The 16,466-nt window shown below is 72.1% G+C and carries 16 protein-coding genes; 6 read left to right on the plus strand and 10 right to left on the minus strand.

Features of this window, described 5'->3' with window-relative positions:
• Position 1: 1 nt before the first annotated feature.
• Positions 2-1,030, minus strand: coding sequence for an NAD-dependent epimerase/dehydratase family protein (locus tag DFJ66_RS04375; protein ID WP_211350968.1), 1,029 nt, complete (start codon positions 1,028-1,030; stop codon positions 2-4).
• On the minus strand, positions 1,024-2,433 hold the full coding sequence (locus DFJ66_RS04380) for an aspartate aminotransferase family protein (RefSeq protein ID WP_211350969.1): 1,410 nt from the start codon (positions 2,431-2,433) through the stop codon (positions 1,024-1,026). Before DFJ66_RS04380 ends, DFJ66_RS04375 begins: the two co-directional genes overlap by 7 nt.
• Before the next feature lie 148 nt (positions 2,434-2,581).
• On the opposite strand from DFJ66_RS04380, the gene DFJ66_RS04385 reads away from it, so the two are divergent.
• Positions 2,582-4,885 carry an ATP-binding protein gene (locus DFJ66_RS04385; RefSeq protein WP_121218176.1) on the plus strand — a complete coding sequence of 768 codons (2,304 nt, stop codon included), beginning with the start codon at positions 2,582-2,584 and terminating at the stop codon, positions 4,883-4,885.
• A gap of 8 nt (positions 4,886-4,893) precedes the next feature.
• Here the strand turns inward: DFJ66_RS04385 and DFJ66_RS04390 are convergent, their stop codons facing one another.
• Genes DFJ66_RS04390 through DFJ66_RS04400 form a run of 3 tightly spaced genes read right to left on the minus strand, consistent with a single transcriptional unit; the run spans position 4,894 to position 6,482 of the window.
• Positions 4,894-5,343, minus strand: a complete 450-nt coding sequence (locus tag DFJ66_RS04390) for a pyridoxamine 5'-phosphate oxidase family protein (protein ID WP_121218177.1) — start codon at positions 5,341-5,343, stop codon at positions 4,894-4,896.
• 15 nt (positions 5,344-5,358) lie between these two features.
• On the minus strand, positions 5,359-5,982 hold the full coding sequence (locus DFJ66_RS04395) for a VOC family protein (protein ID WP_121230642.1): 624 nt from the start codon (positions 5,980-5,982) through the stop codon (positions 5,359-5,361).
• A gap of 53 nt (positions 5,983-6,035) precedes the next feature.
• A complete protein-coding gene (locus DFJ66_RS04400) occupies positions 6,036-6,482 on the minus strand; it encodes a MarR family winged helix-turn-helix transcriptional regulator (RefSeq protein ID WP_211350970.1) in 447 nt (148 codons plus the stop codon).
• A 95-nt stretch (positions 6,483-6,577) separates the two neighbouring features.
• Between DFJ66_RS04400 and DFJ66_RS04405 the strand changes: the two genes are divergently transcribed.
• Positions 6,578-7,396, plus strand: coding sequence for an alpha/beta fold hydrolase (locus tag DFJ66_RS04405; protein WP_121218178.1), 819 nt, complete (start codon positions 6,578-6,580; stop codon positions 7,394-7,396).
• A gap of 32 nt (positions 7,397-7,428) precedes the next feature.
• On the opposite strand, the gene DFJ66_RS04410 is transcribed toward DFJ66_RS04405, so the two are convergent.
• Positions 7,429-8,937: a serine/threonine-protein kinase gene (locus DFJ66_RS04410; protein WP_121218180.1), complete on the minus strand. Its 1,509-nt coding sequence runs from the start codon at positions 8,935-8,937 to the stop codon at positions 7,429-7,431.
• A gap of 49 nt (positions 8,938-8,986) precedes the next feature.
• Positions 8,987-9,427 (minus strand): PPOX class F420-dependent oxidoreductase, encoded by a 441-nt coding sequence (locus DFJ66_RS04415; protein WP_121230646.1) that lies wholly within the window; start codon positions 9,425-9,427, stop codon positions 8,987-8,989.
• A 69-nt stretch (positions 9,428-9,496) separates the two neighbouring features.
• On the opposite strand from DFJ66_RS04415, the gene DFJ66_RS04420 reads away from it, so the two are divergent.
• Both DFJ66_RS04420 and DFJ66_RS04425 read left to right on the plus strand, forming a co-directional pair.
• On the plus strand, positions 9,497-10,252 hold the full coding sequence (locus DFJ66_RS04420) for a MerR family transcriptional regulator (protein WP_121230648.1): 756 nt from the start codon (positions 9,497-9,499) through the stop codon (positions 10,250-10,252).
• On the plus strand, positions 10,249-10,758 hold the full coding sequence (locus DFJ66_RS04425; protein WP_121218182.1) for a GyrI-like domain-containing protein: 510 nt from the start codon (positions 10,249-10,251) through the stop codon (positions 10,756-10,758). The genes DFJ66_RS04420 and DFJ66_RS04425 overlap by 4 nt, the downstream gene beginning before the upstream one ends.
• Before the next feature lie 3 nt (positions 10,759-10,761).
• Here DFJ66_RS04425 and DFJ66_RS04430 read toward each other — a convergent pair whose 3' ends face one another.
• The 3 genes from DFJ66_RS04430 to DFJ66_RS04440 all read right to left on the minus strand — a co-directional run bounded on the left by DFJ66_RS04430 (position 10,762) and on the right by DFJ66_RS04440 (position 12,322).
• A complete protein-coding gene (locus DFJ66_RS04430) occupies positions 10,762-11,028 on the minus strand; it encodes a hypothetical protein (RefSeq protein WP_121218184.1) in 267 nt (88 codons plus the stop codon).
• Complete coding sequence (locus DFJ66_RS04435; RefSeq protein WP_121218186.1) at positions 11,025-11,813, minus strand: hypothetical protein; 789 nt, start codon at positions 11,811-11,813, stop codon at positions 11,025-11,027. Before DFJ66_RS04435 ends, DFJ66_RS04430 begins: the two co-directional genes overlap by 4 nt.
• Before the next feature lie 83 nt (positions 11,814-11,896).
• Complete coding sequence (locus DFJ66_RS04440) at positions 11,897-12,322, minus strand: hypothetical protein (RefSeq protein WP_121218188.1); 426 nt, start codon at positions 12,320-12,322, stop codon at positions 11,897-11,899.
• Between the two features lie 315 nt (positions 12,323-12,637).
• On the opposite strand from DFJ66_RS04440, the gene DFJ66_RS04445 reads away from it, so the two are divergent.
• Positions 12,638-14,674, plus strand: coding sequence for a caspase, EACC1-associated type (locus DFJ66_RS04445; protein WP_121218190.1), 2,037 nt, complete (start codon positions 12,638-12,640; stop codon positions 14,672-14,674).
• Between the two features lie 55 nt (positions 14,675-14,729).
• The gene (locus DFJ66_RS04450; protein ID WP_121218192.1) at positions 14,730-16,154 is read left to right on the plus strand and encodes a WGR domain-containing protein; all 1,425 of its coding nucleotides are present in this window, start codon (positions 14,730-14,732) and stop codon (positions 16,152-16,154) included.
• Positions 16,155-16,466: the final 312 nt, after the last annotated feature.

Here is a 16,466-nt window from a genome sequence, read left to right on the forward strand (position 1 = left end):
GTCAGAAGAACACCTTCGCCAGCCCGAGCACGCCTTGCCGCCACGGGTCGCGGCTGGTCCGCCCGCCGCCCGACACCGCCGCCACCCTCCGCCCGCGCCACCAGTCGTAGGTCTGGAGGATGGCGTCGCGGTTGGACAACCGCGGCTGGAACCCGAGCCGGTCCCGGGCCTTCTCGACGCTCACGTAGGAGTCGGCGAGCAGCTTCTGCACCAGCCGGCCGTACACGGGCGACAGCTTGGTGCGCTCCAAGGCGCGCAGGACCGCGACCGCGGGTCCGCTGGGCACCGACACCACCCGCTTGCCGTGCCCGGCGGCGTCCAGCACGGCCTGGAAGTCCTCGCGCAGCGTGCCGAACTCGGCCGCGCCGATGTTGTAGGTGTCGCGGGCGATGTCCTCGGGGGCGTTCATCACCGCCACGACGGCGTCCACGAGGTCGTCCAGCGCCAGCATCTGGATGCGCACGTCACCCCGGCCCAGCACGGGGAAGTTGCGACCTTCCTCGGCCCACTGGAAGAGCATGTCGAACAGCCCCATCCGGCCGGGTCCCAGGAAGGTCTTGGGCCGCAGCACGGACAGGCACATCCCCTCGGCCCGGAACCGGTCGGTCACCTCCTCGGCCGCCGCCTTGGCCGCGCTGTAGGTGTCCACCGGTTCGTGCGGGTGGTCCTCGGGCGTGGGCACCCGGCGGGGCAGGCCGTAGACGGCGGTCGAGGAGATGTGCACGACCCGGTCCACGGCAGCGGCTCGTGCGGCCTCCAGCACGGTCGTGGTCCCCTCGACGACGATCGAGGTGATGTCGGCGGCCGGGTAGCTGGGCAGCGCGGAGGCGCAGTGCACCACGACGTCCGCGCCGCTGAACGCGCCGGCGAGGGCACGCGGGTCGCGGATGTCGCCGGTGAACGACTCCAGCCCGGGTTCCTCCACCGGGCGCAGGTCGAAGCCGCGGACGTCGTGCCCGTCCCGCAGCAGGCGCCCGACCAGGTGCGAGCCGAGCACGCCGGCGGCGCCGGTGACGGCGACGGTCACCACGACGCCACCCGCTCCCGGACGAACCGGCCCAGCAGCCGGGTCATGCCCTCGCCGAGGGTGGCGTCCAGGGCGTCGAGGAACCGTTCGGCCTCCTCCGGCCCGGCCACCAGCGGTGGGCTGACCACGAGCGGGCTGCGGCCGTTGAGCGTGTTGTAGGTGTAGACGTCGTGCTTGCGGTACAGGGTGTGGATCACCGCGGCCGTGATGACCTTCGTGCGGATCAACGGGTCCTTGGCCAGGCCCGCCGGCAGCTTGCCCACCAGGTCCAGCAGCTTCGGCCCGCCGGCCAGGAAGACCCCGAACAACGCGCCCGCGCCGCGCACGTCGGCGACGAGATCGGGGTAGGTCTTCTTGATGCGCTCCAGACCGGGCCGCAGCACGGCTTCCAGCGCACGGGCGCGGGCCGGGTAGTCGTCCTCGACGGCGATGCACACCGCTTCGATCGCGGTGGCGGTCTCCTCGCCGAAGCCGTAGTAGGTGGTGCTGGTGCTTTGCATCATCGCGTCGGTCATGTTGTCGTAGGCCTTGCGGAAGATCGGCTCACGCGCGATGTACGCGGAGATCGACGATTTCCCGCCGCCGAACGACTTCGACGTGGTGACCACGTCCGGCACGAGTCCTTCGTGGCGCATGAAGTAGAACATGCTGCCGGTCTTGCCCCAGCCGGTGTAGATCTCGTCGAAGATCAGCACGATGTCCTCGGCCGTGCACAGTTCGCGCACCCCGCGCAGGAATTCCTCCGAACACCACCGCATGGTGGAGGCGCTGAACGGTTCCACCAGCAGCGCGTAGACATCGCCGCGGGCTTCGGCGACGACCTTGCGCACCGAGTCGAGGTCGTCGTAGTCGAACGTGCGGATACCGGGGATCGTCGGGAACGCGAAGTGGTTCTGGGTGCCGCCGGTCAGGCCGCCGGAACCGAGCAGCTTGCCGTGGAAGCTGTTGTCCGCGCGCAGGATCTGCCGACGGCGTCCGCCGTGGTACTTGTAGGCCAGCTTGACCGCGCCCTCGACCGCCTCCGCGCCGGAGTTGGGCAGGAAGGAGCGGTTCAGGTCGCCGGGCAGGACCGCGGCCAGGTTGTGCCCCAGCGCGGCCAGGTACGGCGAGAAGTAGGTCTTGTGCACCTCCATGCGCCGCTGTTCCTGGAAACGCCTGCGCGCGGCCAGGATGCGCGGGTGGTTGTGCCCGTGGTTGAGCACACCGACACCGCCGGTGAAGTCCAGGACCTTGCGCCCGTCACGCGTGTAGACATATGCGCCCTCGGCGTGGTCGACCAGTTCGCGACCGAAACCGAAGGAGGTCATCAACCGGACCTGGTTCTTGTTGATGTAAGCGCGGTAGAGCTCGTGCACCTCCTCGACGTCGAGTTCTTCGGCCTCCCGCAGACCCATCAATTCGGCCACCCGTCCCCCGATCCAGCTCCCGCGGACACGACCCGGAGCGCCGCCGGAATCCGCTCTCCACCGGCGGCAGCCCCGACCTAGACTCTGCCGGGATCGCGGTCGCGCTGGACAGGACCGCGACCGGACATTGACCGGACACTCTGGGGGGATGATGTCCGACGGCCGATTAGCGCCCGGCGACCTGGGCGCGCTGGTGCGGGAGTGGCGGACGCGGGCGCTGCTGACCCAGGAGGAACTCGCCGACCGCGCGGGCCTCAACGTCCGCACCATCCGCCGGCTGGAGAACGGCGCGCTGCGCCGGCCGCGCAGCACGTCCGTGCGGCTGCTGATCGAAGCCCTGGCCCTGGACCGGGCCGAAGCCGACCTCCTGACCACCGCCGCCGCCGGCCGCGCCCCGCGAGAACCACCGTCCGGCGCGCCTCGGCAGCTGCCCGCCGCCCTCGCCGGCTTCACCGGCCGCGACACCCAGCTGCGCCGCCTGGACGGCTTCCTGCGCGCCGACCCCGACGAGGCGGACGCGACCGCCGTCGTCGCGATCGCCGGTCCGGCCGGGGTGGGCAAGACGTCCCTGGCGGTGCACTGGGCGCACCGGGCCGCCCGCCACTTCCCCGACGGGCAGCTCTACGTGGACCTGCGCGGTTTCGACCCGAGCGGCACGGCGGTGCACCCTTCGGAGGCGCTGCGCGGTTTCCTGACCGCGGACGGCGTGCCGCCCGAACGCGTCCCGGCGGGCACCGAGGCGCAGTCCGCCCTGTACCGCAGCCGGCTGGCCGGGCGGCGCGTGCTGGTCCTGCTGGACAACGCCCGCGACGCTGACCAGGTCCGGCCGCTGCTGCCCGGCGGCGGGACGTGCCTGGTGCTGGTGACCAGCCGCACCCCGCTGTCGGGCCTGATCGCCCACGACGGCGCCCACCCGGTCCTGCTCGACGTGCTCACCCCGACCGAGGCGCAGCACCTGCTGGCCCGCCGCCTGGGTCCGCGCCGCGTCGCCGCCGAACCCGAGGCGGTCGCGGAGATCGTCGCCCGCTGCGCCCGCCTGCCCCTGGCGCTGGCCGTCGTGGCGGCGCGCGCGGCGATCCGGCCCGGTTTCCCGCTGGCCGGTTTCGCCGCCGAGCTCCGGGAGAGCAGCGGCCTGGACGCCCTGTCCGGCCACGACGCGCGAGCCGACCTCCGCAGCGTGTTCTCCTGGTCCACGAACGCCGTGAGCCCGGCCGCGGCCCGCCTGTTCCGCCTGCTCGGCACGCACCCGGGCCCCGACACCAGCACCGCCGCCGCGGCCGCCCTGGCCGCCCTGCCCCTGGCGGAAGCGCGCGCCCTGCTGGCGGAACTGGCCGACGCGTACCTCGTCGTCGAGCACGCTCCCGGCCGCTACACGTGCCACGACCTGCTGCGCGGGCACGCCACCGAACTGGCCCGGATCCACGACACCGAGCAGGACCGGCGGTCCGCCACCCTGCGCGTCCTGGACCACTACCTGCACACCGGCCGGGCCGCCGCCGCCCTGTTCAACCCGCAGCGCACCGAGCCGGCACTCGCGCCGCCCCAGCCCGGCGTGAGCCCCGAGCCCGTCCCGGACTACGCCGCCGCCCTGGCGTGGTTCACCACCGAGCACCGGGCGTTGCTGGCCGCCGCCGACCACGCCGTCCGCACCGGCCACCACCGCCACGCCGCCCACCTCGCCTGGGCCGTGTCCGGCTTCCTGGACCGCCGCGGGCACTGGGAGGACTGGATCCGGTGCCAGGGAACAGCCCTCACCGCCTCCCGGCACCTGGGCGACCGGGCGTTGGAGGCCGACGCCCACCGCAACCTCGGCCGCGCGAACGCCCGCCTGGGCCGCGAGGACGAGGCCTACGAGCACTACCACCAGGCCCTGGAGCTGTACCGGCGGATCGACGACCTGGGCGGCCAGGCCAGGACCCACACCAACCTGGCCCTGCTGCTGGAACAGACCCAGAACCACGCCGAGGCCCTGAGCCACGCCCTCCAGTCACTGTCGATCCACCGCGGCCTCAACGACGACGGGGTCGGTCACGCCAACGCCCTCAACACCGTGGGGTGGTGCTACGCCCTGGTGGGCGACTACCGCCAGACCCTGGTCCACTGCCAGGAGGCCATCGTCCTGCACCGCACCATCAACGACCGGGACGGCGAGGCCGCCACCTGGGACACCCTGGGCTACGCCCACCACCACCTGGGCAACCACCGCCAGGCCACCACCTGCTACCAGGCCGCGATCCGCCTCTACCGGGAACTGGGCGACCGCTACTACGAATCGCTGAGCCTGATCCACCTGGGCGACCTGCACAACGGCGCCGGCGCGCCCACGACGGCCCGCGAGAACTGGCAACGGGCCATGCACATCCTCACCGACCTGAACCACCCGGCGGCGACGGACGTCCAGGCCCGTCTCCAGGGAGCCGTCGAAACCACCCCGTCGACCACCACCCGCTGAGCCCGCGGTCAACCGAGCCAGCGGCCGTCGCGCATGAGGTCGCGGCCTCGAAGTTCGTTCGCCTCCCGCCAGGCCTGGATCCGCCGGGGCACGATCCGGAAGTACTGGTACCGGTCGTCCTCCTTGCGCGGGTCGAACCCGGTGCGCTCGGCGAACGCGTCACCCACGCCGACGTCCAAGTCCTCCACGGGCTCGGCCGCGCCCTCGACCACCACGACGTCCCGCGTGGGTCCCAGGCTCAGGCGGACCCGGCCGTCCGCGCGCAGGTTCCGCGCGGTGACCGAGGCGTAGGGGGTCGAGATCAGGAAGGCGGTGCCGTCCCACAGGAACGACAGCGGGATCAGGTGGACGCCGTCCCGGGGGTGGGAGGTCGCGACCCACAGGTCGACGTCGCCGTCCAGGCGGGCGCGGGTGTCGCGCAGGCGTTCTTGCAGGGCACGCGGCGGCGCGGCGGTCATGCTTCCTCCCTCTGCTCAGGACCGGGTCGCCGGCACGGCTTCCGACCAGGCGAACCCGTCGGGGTCGGTGAACGAGCCCCCGTCGCCGTTGATCGTAATGCGGTGGGAGCCGGTGCCCTCCGGGGCGACGCCGACGTCCTTGGCCAGGGCGCGCCGGCGGTACAGGGCGAGCTTGATCCGCGTCCCGGTGGTGAACTCCGCGTACATGCGGCCGAAGCTCTTGCCGACCGTGAAGCCCTGTCCGGTGTAGAACTTCTTGGTCGCCACGAAGTCCGTGACGCCCAGCAGGAGCACGACCTCGTCGATCTCGCGGGTGAACGGCCCGGTGTCCTTCTTGGCCGAGGTGGCGACCTTCCAGATCGTCCCGTCCGGGGCCTGCACGACACCGCCGTAGCCCCACATCGACTTGGCGGCGGGCTTGAGCACGGTGGCGCCGGCGGCGACGGCGGTCTCGACCAGGCTGTCCACGGTGGACGGTTGGGACACCGTCAGGCCCAGGATGAACCCGCGGAAGCCCTCGGAGGGTTCCTGCGCCGCCCGGAAGCGCAGGACGTCCAAGCCGAACGCGTCGGCGTAGAAGCGCTGGGCGGCCTCGGTGTCGGCCACGTCGAGGGTGAGGGAAGCGATGGTGTTCGTCATGGCCACAACGCTAGGTCGGACGCGGCGGCCGACGCTTCTCGATTCCTGATCGGTCAGTCGCGGAGTCGGCTCAGGGCTTGCGGGGTCAGGTGCCGCGCGAGGCGGTCCAGGAGGGCGGCCACCTCGGCGACCCGGTCGGCGTCGCCGAGGGCCTTGGCCAGCGCGGTGTCGATGGTGGTCGCCCGGACCTGCTCCACCCGGTCGGAGATGCGGGGCGCGGGCTGGATGAGGACCCGTCGACGGTCGGCCGGGTCGGGCTCGGTGACCACGGCGCCGGCCTCGCGCAGCCGGGCCACCGCCGTGGACACGGCGCTCTGCGGCAGGCCGGTGCGCGCGGCGATCTCCCCGACCGCGCTGCCCGGGTGCACCCGCACGTCGCTGACCACGATCAACACCGTCCGGACGCTGCCCGGCTGGTCGCCCAGCCCCTCGGTGGGCAGCGCCTCCTCCCCGATCTTCATCAGGGTCCGGCCCAGCAGGAACAGCTCGACTCCGTCCACGTGACCCAGACTACATCAAGCCAGATACATCAGCCTTGATACATCAGAGTTGATGCATTACGGTCGATCACGTCCGAGACGAAAGGGAAAACCCCGTGAGCACCTCCGGCCAGTTGACCGTCCCCGGCGCGACCCTCCACTACCAGGTCCGCGGCACCGGCCCCGTCCTGCTGATCGCCCAGAGCGGCGAAGGCGACGCCGACCGCAGCACCGACCTGGTCGACCACCTCGCCGACGTCCACACCGTGATCACCTACGACCGGCGCGGCCTGTCCCGCAGCACCCTCGACGACCCGGCCGTGACGCTCGCCCAGCACGCCGACGACGTCCACCGCCTGCTCGCCGCGCTCACCGACGAGCCCGCCGCCGTGCTCGGGTGCAGCCTCGGCGCGTCACTCGGCTTCCACCTGGCGCTGGACCACCCCGAGCAGGTCCGCGTGCTGCTCGCCCACGAGCCCGTCTCCCCGCGCCTGCTGCCGCCCGCCGAGCGCGCGCAGCACGAAGCCGAACTCCGGGAGATCCAGGAGGTGCACCGCCGCGACGGCCTCACGGCGACGTTCGGGATGATCGCCCGGGTGCTCGGCATCGACCCGACCAACCCCGACGCCGAACCCGACCGCACGCCGCAACCCCTGACCCCGCAACGCGTCCGCAACTTCGACTTCTTCGTCGAGCACGACTTCACCGCGATCCTCGACGACACCCTGGACGTCGCCGCCCTCGCCGCCTCCCCCACCCGCATCATCCCGATCGCGGGCGCCACCACCCCGCGCACGGTGTTCGACCACAAGTGCGCCGTGGCCCTGGCCAAGCTGCTCGGCACCGACCTGCACGAGTTCCCGGGCGGCCACAACGGCAACACCACCCACCCCCGCGCCTACGCCAACCGCCTGCGCCTGCTCCTCGGCCACTGAGCCGGTGTCACGGCCTCGTCGCCACGACCCGGTCAGTCCTCGGTCATGACCGGCTCGGTGAGTTTCGCCCCGTCCGCCCGGCCCACGTAGCAGGACGAAGTCCGGTCGGAGGTGCGGTCGCCGCTGGTGGTCGTGCGCAGCTTCCACGCTTCCTCCGTCGGGACGACCACCCAGAACCGCAAGGTGGTCTCCTTGTCCTTCGGGATCACCTTGTCCGACAGGAACACCTGCGTGCACTCGGCGGTGGCTTTTTGCGCCAGTGCCTCCACCCCCGGGTACGGGGCTTCTTTCTTGAAGTCGGTGCCGGAGTTGATGGTGTGCAGCACCTCCACGTCGTGCGGGGCGTAGCAGCCGATCCGGTTGTCGATCCGGCCCGCGCCCTTGGCGGGCACCCAGTTCAGGCAGTCGTTCCGGAACGCCAGCAGGGTGTAGACGCCGATGTCGCCGTCCGGTCCCACGGTCAGCACCGGCTGCATCGCCGGCGACGACGTGCGGACGGGCGACGACGGCGTGGTCGTGGCCGTCGTCAGGTCGGGGACGCCGAGGGTGAAGTACGGCTTGAAGACGGTGGCGTACAACAGGATCGCCGCGCCGATCACGAACAAAGGTGTCAAGGTCGCCGAGAGGATCAGGCCCGTGCGACGGCGGGGTGCGACCGGCACCGGCGGAGGCGTCTCGGTACCGAAAGACCCCACGGGCGCCGGCGGGTCCACGTGCGTGGTGGTGTCGGAGGTCTCGGCCAGGGCGCGTTCGATCAGCCGCCGGGCTTGCGGTGCGCGCAGGCGGCGATCCGGGTCCGGTTCGAGCAGGCCCACGACGAGGTCGAACAACGGCCCGGGGCTCAGCCTCGGCCGGGGGCGCTCGGTCATCACCGCGAGCAGGGTCGCCGAGGTCGTGTCCCGCTCGAACGGGTTGCGGCCCTCGGTGGCGTAGAACAGGGTCGCGCCCAACGCCCACAGGTCCCACGCGGGCGACGCGGGCGCGCCGGACAGCCGTTCCGGCGCCATGTACGCGGGCGAGCCGATCAGCGTGCCGGTGGCGGTCAGCTTCGGGTCCTCCACCGCCTGGGCGATGCCGAAGTCGGTCAGCTTCGCCGGGCCGCGCGCGGGCACCATCACGTTGCCCGGCTTGACGTCCCGGTGCACCACGCCGGCCTCGTGCGCCGCCTCCAGCGCCGACAGCAGCTGCCCGGCCAGGGTCGCCGCCGTGCGCGCGTCCAGCGGGCCGTCCCGGTCGACCAGGTCGTCCAGCGTCGGAGCCGTGATCAGCTCCATGACGATGTAGGTCTGGTCGTCCTCCTTGACCAGGTCGTAGACGGTGACCACGGACGGGTCGGCCAGGCGGCCCGCGATCCGCGCCTCGCGCAGCACCCGCTCCTGGTACACGGCCCGCTCGGCGGCCGGGACGCCGCCGAGGAGCACCAGCTCCTTCACGGCGACGTCCCGGCCCAGCACGGTGTCGTGCCCGAGCCACACGGCCCCCATGCCACCCCGGCCCAGCTCGCGGACCAGCCGGTAGCGCCCGTTGCCCACCTCACGCATGGTCGGGAATCCTGTCAGCCGCCCGGTGCCGACCGGTGAGGCGGTGGGCTCACTCCTCCGGTCGGCGCAACGGCCCGCTGCCGAGCCGGAACGGCTCCACCCCGACGACGTGCCGCGCGTGGGTCGGCTCGACCAGGACCTTGACCCGCTGCTCGCCGGGCACCGTCCACTCGTACCGCGGCACGCCGAGGTACTTGCGCGCCAACGCGTCGATGGACCGGACCGCCTCCTCGCCCAGCACGAACCCCACCACCCGGCCGCGGATCACGACCCGGTCGTAGGGGTTGTCCGGGTCGAACGACGACAGCGACACCCGCGGGTCGCGCCGCACGTTCTCCTCCTTCACCCGCCCCACCGCCGTGTTGAACACGATGTGGTCGCCTTCGACGTCCACCCACATCGGCGACACGTGCGGCGACCCGTCGGGGTTCACCGTGGCCAGGTGCCAGAAGTGCGCCGCCGCGACCCGTGCTCGAACCAACTCGTCCAACACCACGCCTCCCTCGCCCCAGACCGACCCCTGGACTCTCCCACTGCCGGAGACCCCATGCTGGTGCCCGTGGACGGGAACTTGCTGCCGATCGGGCAGTTCGCGCGGCTGGCGCGGTTGAGCGTCAAGCAGTTGCGGCACTACGCCGAGCTGGGACTGCTGGTCCCGGCGCACGTGGACACCGACACCGGGTACCGCTACTACCGGCGCGACCAGGCCCGCCAGGCGCTGTCGATCGCGTTGCTGCGCTCGCTGGACGTGCCGCTGCCGGTGATCGCCGCGGTGCTGGCGGGGTCGGCGGAGGCGCTGGACGGGGTGCGCGCGGCGCAGGAGGAGGAGTTGGCGCGGCGGCGGCGCACCCTGACGGCGTTGCGGCGCGTGCTGGCGGAGGGGTTGCCGGCCACGCCGGTGCGGGTGGTGACCGAGCCCGCCAGGACGGTGGTCGTGGCCCGCGAGCCGGCGGCGGGCGCGGAGGACGTGGCGCGGGCGACGTCGGCGGCGGTGGCGCGGGTCCTGCCGTCGAGCGGTGTGCCGCAGCTGATCGGGCTGTTCCCGGTGGAGCTGGGCGACGCGTTCGAGGTGCGGGTGGCGCTGGTGTCCGAGCAGGGCACCGAGGTGCTGCCCGGCGGCACGTTCGCCTGCGCCACCCACGTCGGCCCCTACGACCAGGTCCCGCTCACCGCGCACGCCCTGCTGGCGTGGTGCGTCGAGCGCGGCCACCCGCTGCGCGGCCCGATCCGCGAGGTCTACGTCTCCGACCCCGCCACCACCGAGCCCGACCACCTCGTGACCCACCTGATGATCCCCTTGGAGGACCGAGCATGACCCCGACGACCACCACCCACGGCCCGGTCACGTGCCTGAGCGTCACCGGACAGGGTGAGCCGGGCGGCACCGAGCACGTCACCGCGATGCAGGCGCTCTACACGGTGGCCGCCGCATTGGGTGTCCGTCCCGGCCCCCTGGAGGGCCAGTGGTGGGCGGAGGACGACCGGCCGGCGCTGGAGGTGCCGCGCTCGCTGTGGCGGTGGCACCTCCTGCTCCCGGTGTCCGCCGCGCCCGAGGACGTGGAACGCGCCCGTGAGCAGACCCGGGCCACGTGCCGTGCCGTGGACCGGGTGCGGCTGGCCACCATCGCCGAGGGCGAGTGCGTGGAACTGCTGCACGACGGCCCGTTCAGCGAGGAACACCTGTCGCTGAAGGTCATGGAGGAGTTCATCGCCGCCCAGGGCCTGGCGCACAACGGCCTGCACCACGAGATCTACCTGACCGCCCTGGACGACCCGGCCCCGCGAACCCTGCTGCGCCAACCGGTCCGCAAGGCCGGGTAGCCGTCAGCGCTCCACGACCGGGTCGGTGAGCACGTAGACCGCGCCGGTGAGGCCGTGGGAGACCGGCCTGGGACGGGTGGTCGGCGGCACCAGGCGCAGGACGCCGGTCACGCGCACGTCCCGGCCGGCGTCCGCGCCCCACGCGGCCAGGTGCTCGACGTAGACCGGCGGCTCGCCACCCTCGGGCACGAGCACCGCGCCGGCGTGGGCGTCGTGCGCGGTGCCGCGCAGCGTGACCCGCCGGCCGAGGTGGGCGTCGAGGTCGATCACGGCACCCTCGCGAAGGCCACGGAGTACACCTGGGCGTCGAAGTCCAGCAGCGGGCGGGAGTAGAACCGCTTCGTGCTCTGGTAGACGACCATGCCGGGCTCGGCGTGGTTGGCGTGCCACCAGTTCCCGTTGTCCTCGTCGTACCAGCCGTAGTCGAAGTTGACGTACCCCGGGCGGGCGACATAGCGGTACTTGCTCATGTCGACCTGCCCGGTGCCGGGGTCGGACCGGAACGCGGCGGCGGCCTCCTCGTCGGTCCAGGACGGGTCCTGCTTGCGCCAGAACCGCTTGGAGAAGACCGACGCGGTCAGCTCGGCCGGGTCGATCCAGGACGGGTAGGCGGCCACGACGTCGCGCAGACCGCTCAGCAGCGGGTGCCGCCGGACCAGCGCCGCGTACTCCCGGGGCGTCGGCCGGGACGCCAGCACCTCGTTGAGCGCCGCCTGCGCCGCCCGCGCCCGCGCGAAGGTGTCGAACGACAGCCCCAGCGGCGGGTTCACCACGTCGTCGCGCTCCAGGTTCACCACCGTCACACCGATGCACCCCCGCGCGAGAGTAGCCCGCTCTTCGTCGGTCATCGCGCGCCCGTGCTGCCGCTCCCAGGCGGCGACGTAGTCCGCCACCTCCCATTCGAGGTGGGAGACCCCGGGCGGCAACGCCGGCGCGATCGGCTTGGCGGCGGTCGTGACACCCGGCGGTGCCGCCAGCGCGTGGGTCATCGGCGCCGTGGAGACGCCAAGGCCCAACACGACGGCCACCAGCACACGCGCGAACCACTTCGGCACTTGCGAACCTCGCATTCCCGGTGGGTGTGACGGAACGGGTCGGCCGCCGGGAATTCCGCGCGGCCGACCCGGTTTTCGCCAGGTCACCTGACGATCGTGATGTCCCGTTCCTGCTCGGCGGAGCCCCAGTCGTTCTGGGTCCACACGCTCAGCGACGCCGTCGTGTAGGCGGTGCCCGGTCGGAACGCCTTGGTCCGGGAGACGACCGTGACGTAGACCTGCTGGAAGGTGCCGGTGCACTCGGGGATCGGGACGTACCGGTCACCCGTGGCGATGTCGCCGCGCACGTTCTGCGTGACCTGCACGAACAGCGACCCCGAAGCGCCCTTCGCGCACACGACGGTGGTCGGCACGGACACGGCGGCGCCCCGCGCCTCCAGCGTCGCCGTCGACTCGACGGCCAACGCCGCCACCGCCGCTTCGTCCAGCTGCGCGGTGTCCGCGACGGCGGGCAGCGCGCTCCCGACCAGGGCGGCGGCGGTCAGAGCGAGGACGGGAATTGCCCTCATCATCTCCTCCTCGGATTTTTTCACCTTCGGCGCGCCACCACCTGTTTTGCGGCGACGCCAACCGAACAATGACGTTAGCCAGCCCCGAGCACGCGTTTCAAGAAATGACAAAACCAATCATTACCAATTCCGCACGGCACCCCGTTCCCGGTGGTGGCCCGCCGGTTGATCCGCCAACCGCACCACTTCCACCCGCCCCGACGGCCCCGCCTCCGGCCCTCCGACCCACACGGTGCGGTTGACGCATAACCAGCTTCACGGTTCGTCGTGCACCCGCTGTGCACCGCACCCCGCCGCCGGCAGAATCCCCGGGCTATGCGCACGGCGCTGCTGATCGCGACCGACACCTACACCGACCCCACCTTCCGCGCCCTGCGCGCGCCCGCACTGGACGCCGTCGAGCTGGACCGGGTGCTCGCCGACCCGGCGATCGGCGAGTTCCGCACCGAGGTGCTGCTCAACCGGCCCGCGCAGGAGGTCCGGCAGCGGGTGGACGAGGTGTTCGCGACCGCCGGCGTGGAGGACCTGGTCCTGCTCTACCTCTCCGGCCACGGCGTGAAGGACCAGACCGGCGCGCTGCACTTCGCCGCCACGGACACCCGGCACGACCTCCTGCCGTCCACGTCCGTGTCGGCCCAGTTCGTGCGGCAGGTCATCGACCGGAGCCGGGCCAGTCGCGTGGTGGTGTGGCTGGACTGCTGCTACGGGGGCGCGTTCCCCAGCGGGATGACGCCGCGCGCGGGCGGCGACGTGGACGTGGTCGAGCAGCTCGACGACGGCCGCGGCTGCGTGGTGATGACCGCCTCCACGCACATCCAGTACGCCTACGAGCCCGACGGGTCCGTGCACGACGAGGCGCAGCCGTCGGTGTTCACCCGGGCGATCGTGGAGGGCCTGCGCACCGGCGCGGCGGACCTCGACGGCGACGGCGCGATCACCACCCGCGACCTGTACGCCTACGTCTACGAGCGCCTGCGCCGCGAGAGCCCCGACCAGACGCCGACCACCAGCGGTGTCGTCGCCGGCGACCTGCGCATCGCCCGCGTCGGCACCCCGCTGCCCGCGGGCCTGCCCGACGAACTGCGCCGGCTGGTCCGCAGTGCCGACCCCGCCTTGCGGGAGGAGGGCGTCCGGCTGCTCCGAGCGCGCACCGACCCCGTGTCCGCGGAGGCACTGCGCATGCTCGCGGCCGGCGAGGACCGGGACCTGGCGGTGGCGGCCGGCGCGATGCCGAGCCTGCCGACGGACCCTCCGCCGTCACCGGTCTTCGCCGGTCACGCCCAGCTCCTGCGATACGCCGGCGGCGCACCGGCCTTCAGCCCCGATTCGTCGCTGCTGGCCGCCGGCGTCACCGTCTGGGACACCGTCAGTTGGCGATCGGTGGGACCCGTGCGCCTCGACGGCAATTCCTTCGCGTTCAGCCCCGACGGGCGGTTGTTGGCGGTCGACAAGCACCCGGGTGCCTCCCTGTACTCGACAGCTTCGTGGACCTCGCAGGGTCAAGTCGCGCAACCGAGTGACGGTCACCTCCCGAGCACGGGACGGCTGGCTTTCAGCTTCGACGGCCGGACCCTCGTGCGCTGGCGGTTCGACCGCCCGCCGACGCTGTGGGTGGCGGTCGAGGACCAGTGGCAGCACCGACCGCTCCACCTGGGCCGGGTGCTCTCCGCGCACGTCGCCGCCACGGCGCCGAGGATGGTGACCCTGACGGTGGACAGCGAGGTCCAGGTCTGGAACACGTCCACCCGCAGACCCATCGGCACCGCGTTCCGCACCGACCCTCCCACGCGCGCGGTCGCGCTCAGCCCGGACGGCAAGCTGCTCGCCGCCGCGAACGCCACGCAGACCTCCCTCCTGCGCACCGGTGACCGCAGCGTCGTCACCACCCTGCCCGGCGGGGTGTGGTGGCAGGACGGGCTGGCTTTCAGCGCGGACGGCCGCCTTCTCACGACCGCCGGCCGGGACGGTGTGCGGGTGTGGAGCGTGCCGACCGGTCGACTGCGCCAAACGATCGACACGGAGCTCCGGGACGTCGTGTTCAGCCCTGACGGGCGGTTGATGGCGGGTGTCACGCGCAACGGCGGCGTGTGGTTGTGGGCGACCGACCCGGACGACCTGCGCCCGCTGCCGGCCCCACCGCCACTGCCGCCCACGGCCGCGCTGCGGGAGGAGAAGCTCGACGCGGCCGGCCGACCGGCGTCGGTCGGGGCGGTGTCGGCGTTCGCGGTCGGGTTCGGGCTGGTCCTCCTGATCGCCGGCTTGTCCTGGGTCACGGCGGCGCTCGCCCTGGCCGTGGGGTTGGGCTCGGCGTTCGCGGTCGGTGGGACGGTCTTGCGAGTGCTGACGCGGTGAATTGTCGTACCCCCTCGCTACCTTGATCACGACTCGATCGAAGGGGGAGGTAGCGATGTCCGGCACGACGTACCTGGAGCTGTCCGAGGCTGGTGGGGGCGCGCACAAGTTCTACGAGGTGCGCGTGGAGGACACCGAGGTCACCATCACCTACGGGCGCATCGGCGAACAGGGGCAGGTCCGCACGGCGACCTTCGCCGACCACGCCAAGGCGCTCAAGGCGGCGGAGAAGAAGATCGGCGAGAAGGTCCGCAAGGGCTACGCGCCGGCGGTCAAGGGGATGCGGCAGCGGCGGCCGGTGAGCCGGCGGCAGATCGTCAGCACACGCTCGACCGCGCACCAGGCGCCGGTGCTGTGGCGGTTCGCGTCCGGCGCGCCCGCGTTCGGCATCTTCGTCGACGAGGAGAGCGCGTGGGTGGGCAACGAGAACGGCGACGTCTTCACCCTCACCCACGACGGCCGGGTCACCGGGCGGTTCGGGCTGCCCGACTCGGTGAAGTGCATCGTGGCCGACGACTTCTGGATCTACGCGGGGTGCGACGACGGCAAGGTGTACGACCTGGGCGCCAAGGTGCCGCGGGTGGCGTACGAGATCGCGGAGGACGTCGACATCTACTGGCTGGACATCCACGACGGCGTGCTGGGCGTGTCCGACCGGCAGGGCCGGGTGACGGTGGTGGACCACGAGGACGAGTTCCAGTGGTCGATGCCCGCCACCGGCAACAGCGCGTGGATGGTCCGCTGCTCGGACGAGGGCGTCTTCCACGGCCACTCGCGCGGCGTCACCCACTACACCGGGCGGGGGCACCGGGCGTGGCACTCGGACACCGTGGGCGAGGTGCTGTTCGGGTGGCAGGAGCGCACAGAGGTGTTCGTGGGCACGAGCCGGGCGTGGGTGCACCGGTTCGCCAAGTCCGACGGGCGCAAGACAGGCGATTACCGTTGTGACGCACCGGTGTTCTCGTGCGCGACATCACCGGACGGCGAGTTCGTGTTCGCCGGCGACAACCAGTCCTCGGTGTACTGCTTCGCCGCGGACGGCACAAGGCTGTGGAAGCTCGCCACGGGCTGCGGTTCGGCGTTCTCCATGCAGTACCGGGACGAACGGCTCTACCTGGTAACCACAGACGGCTCACTGGCTTGTGTGGACGCCAGCCCCTCCGCCGTACACGCCGCCGAACAGGGCCACCTGCCACCACGCCAAGACATCAAGGCCGGCGCCATCGCCCGCGTGGAGGCCACAGCGGAGGTCGAGTTCGTCTCGCACCCGGCCCCGGGCGAGGGCGTGATCGTGGAATGCGTCCAGGAAGCAGGCCGCCTGAGGGTCCACGTGGTCTCGGAAGGCTACGACCGAACATGGGGCGTGCAGTTCCCGAAGAACATCCGCATCCCCGGCGCCCGCTACCTGGTCTCCGAAGTCCTCACCTCCGCTGGCGGCTCCTTCTACCGAACCCGAGGAGAGATCAAACGCCTCTCTTGATCTCGACGCCGGCAGCCCACCTCCGACCCGAGCCCCATTTCGGCGGTTGACCGACGTCCGACCGCGCACGAGCGTCGACCGGCGGGAGGACGGCCCTGGTGGACCACACCGCCAACCTTCCGCCGGCCACGACGAACACGGCGACCGGTCGAGCGGGCCAGGTGGTGCAGACCGAGGCCGCTGTCATAGCCGGCGGCGTACACCTGCACGAAAAAAGGCGGCCCTCTGCCGCCATACTCAACATATAGCCGACATGGGGTCTTGCCGCAAGACCCCCGTTGTGGTGCACGATCGGCGGCCCGAACTGACCAC

This window comes from Saccharothrix variisporea (genome assembly GCF_003634995.1).
Taxonomy (GTDB): Bacteria; Actinomycetota; Actinomycetes; order Mycobacteriales; family Pseudonocardiaceae; genus Actinosynnema; species Actinosynnema variisporeum.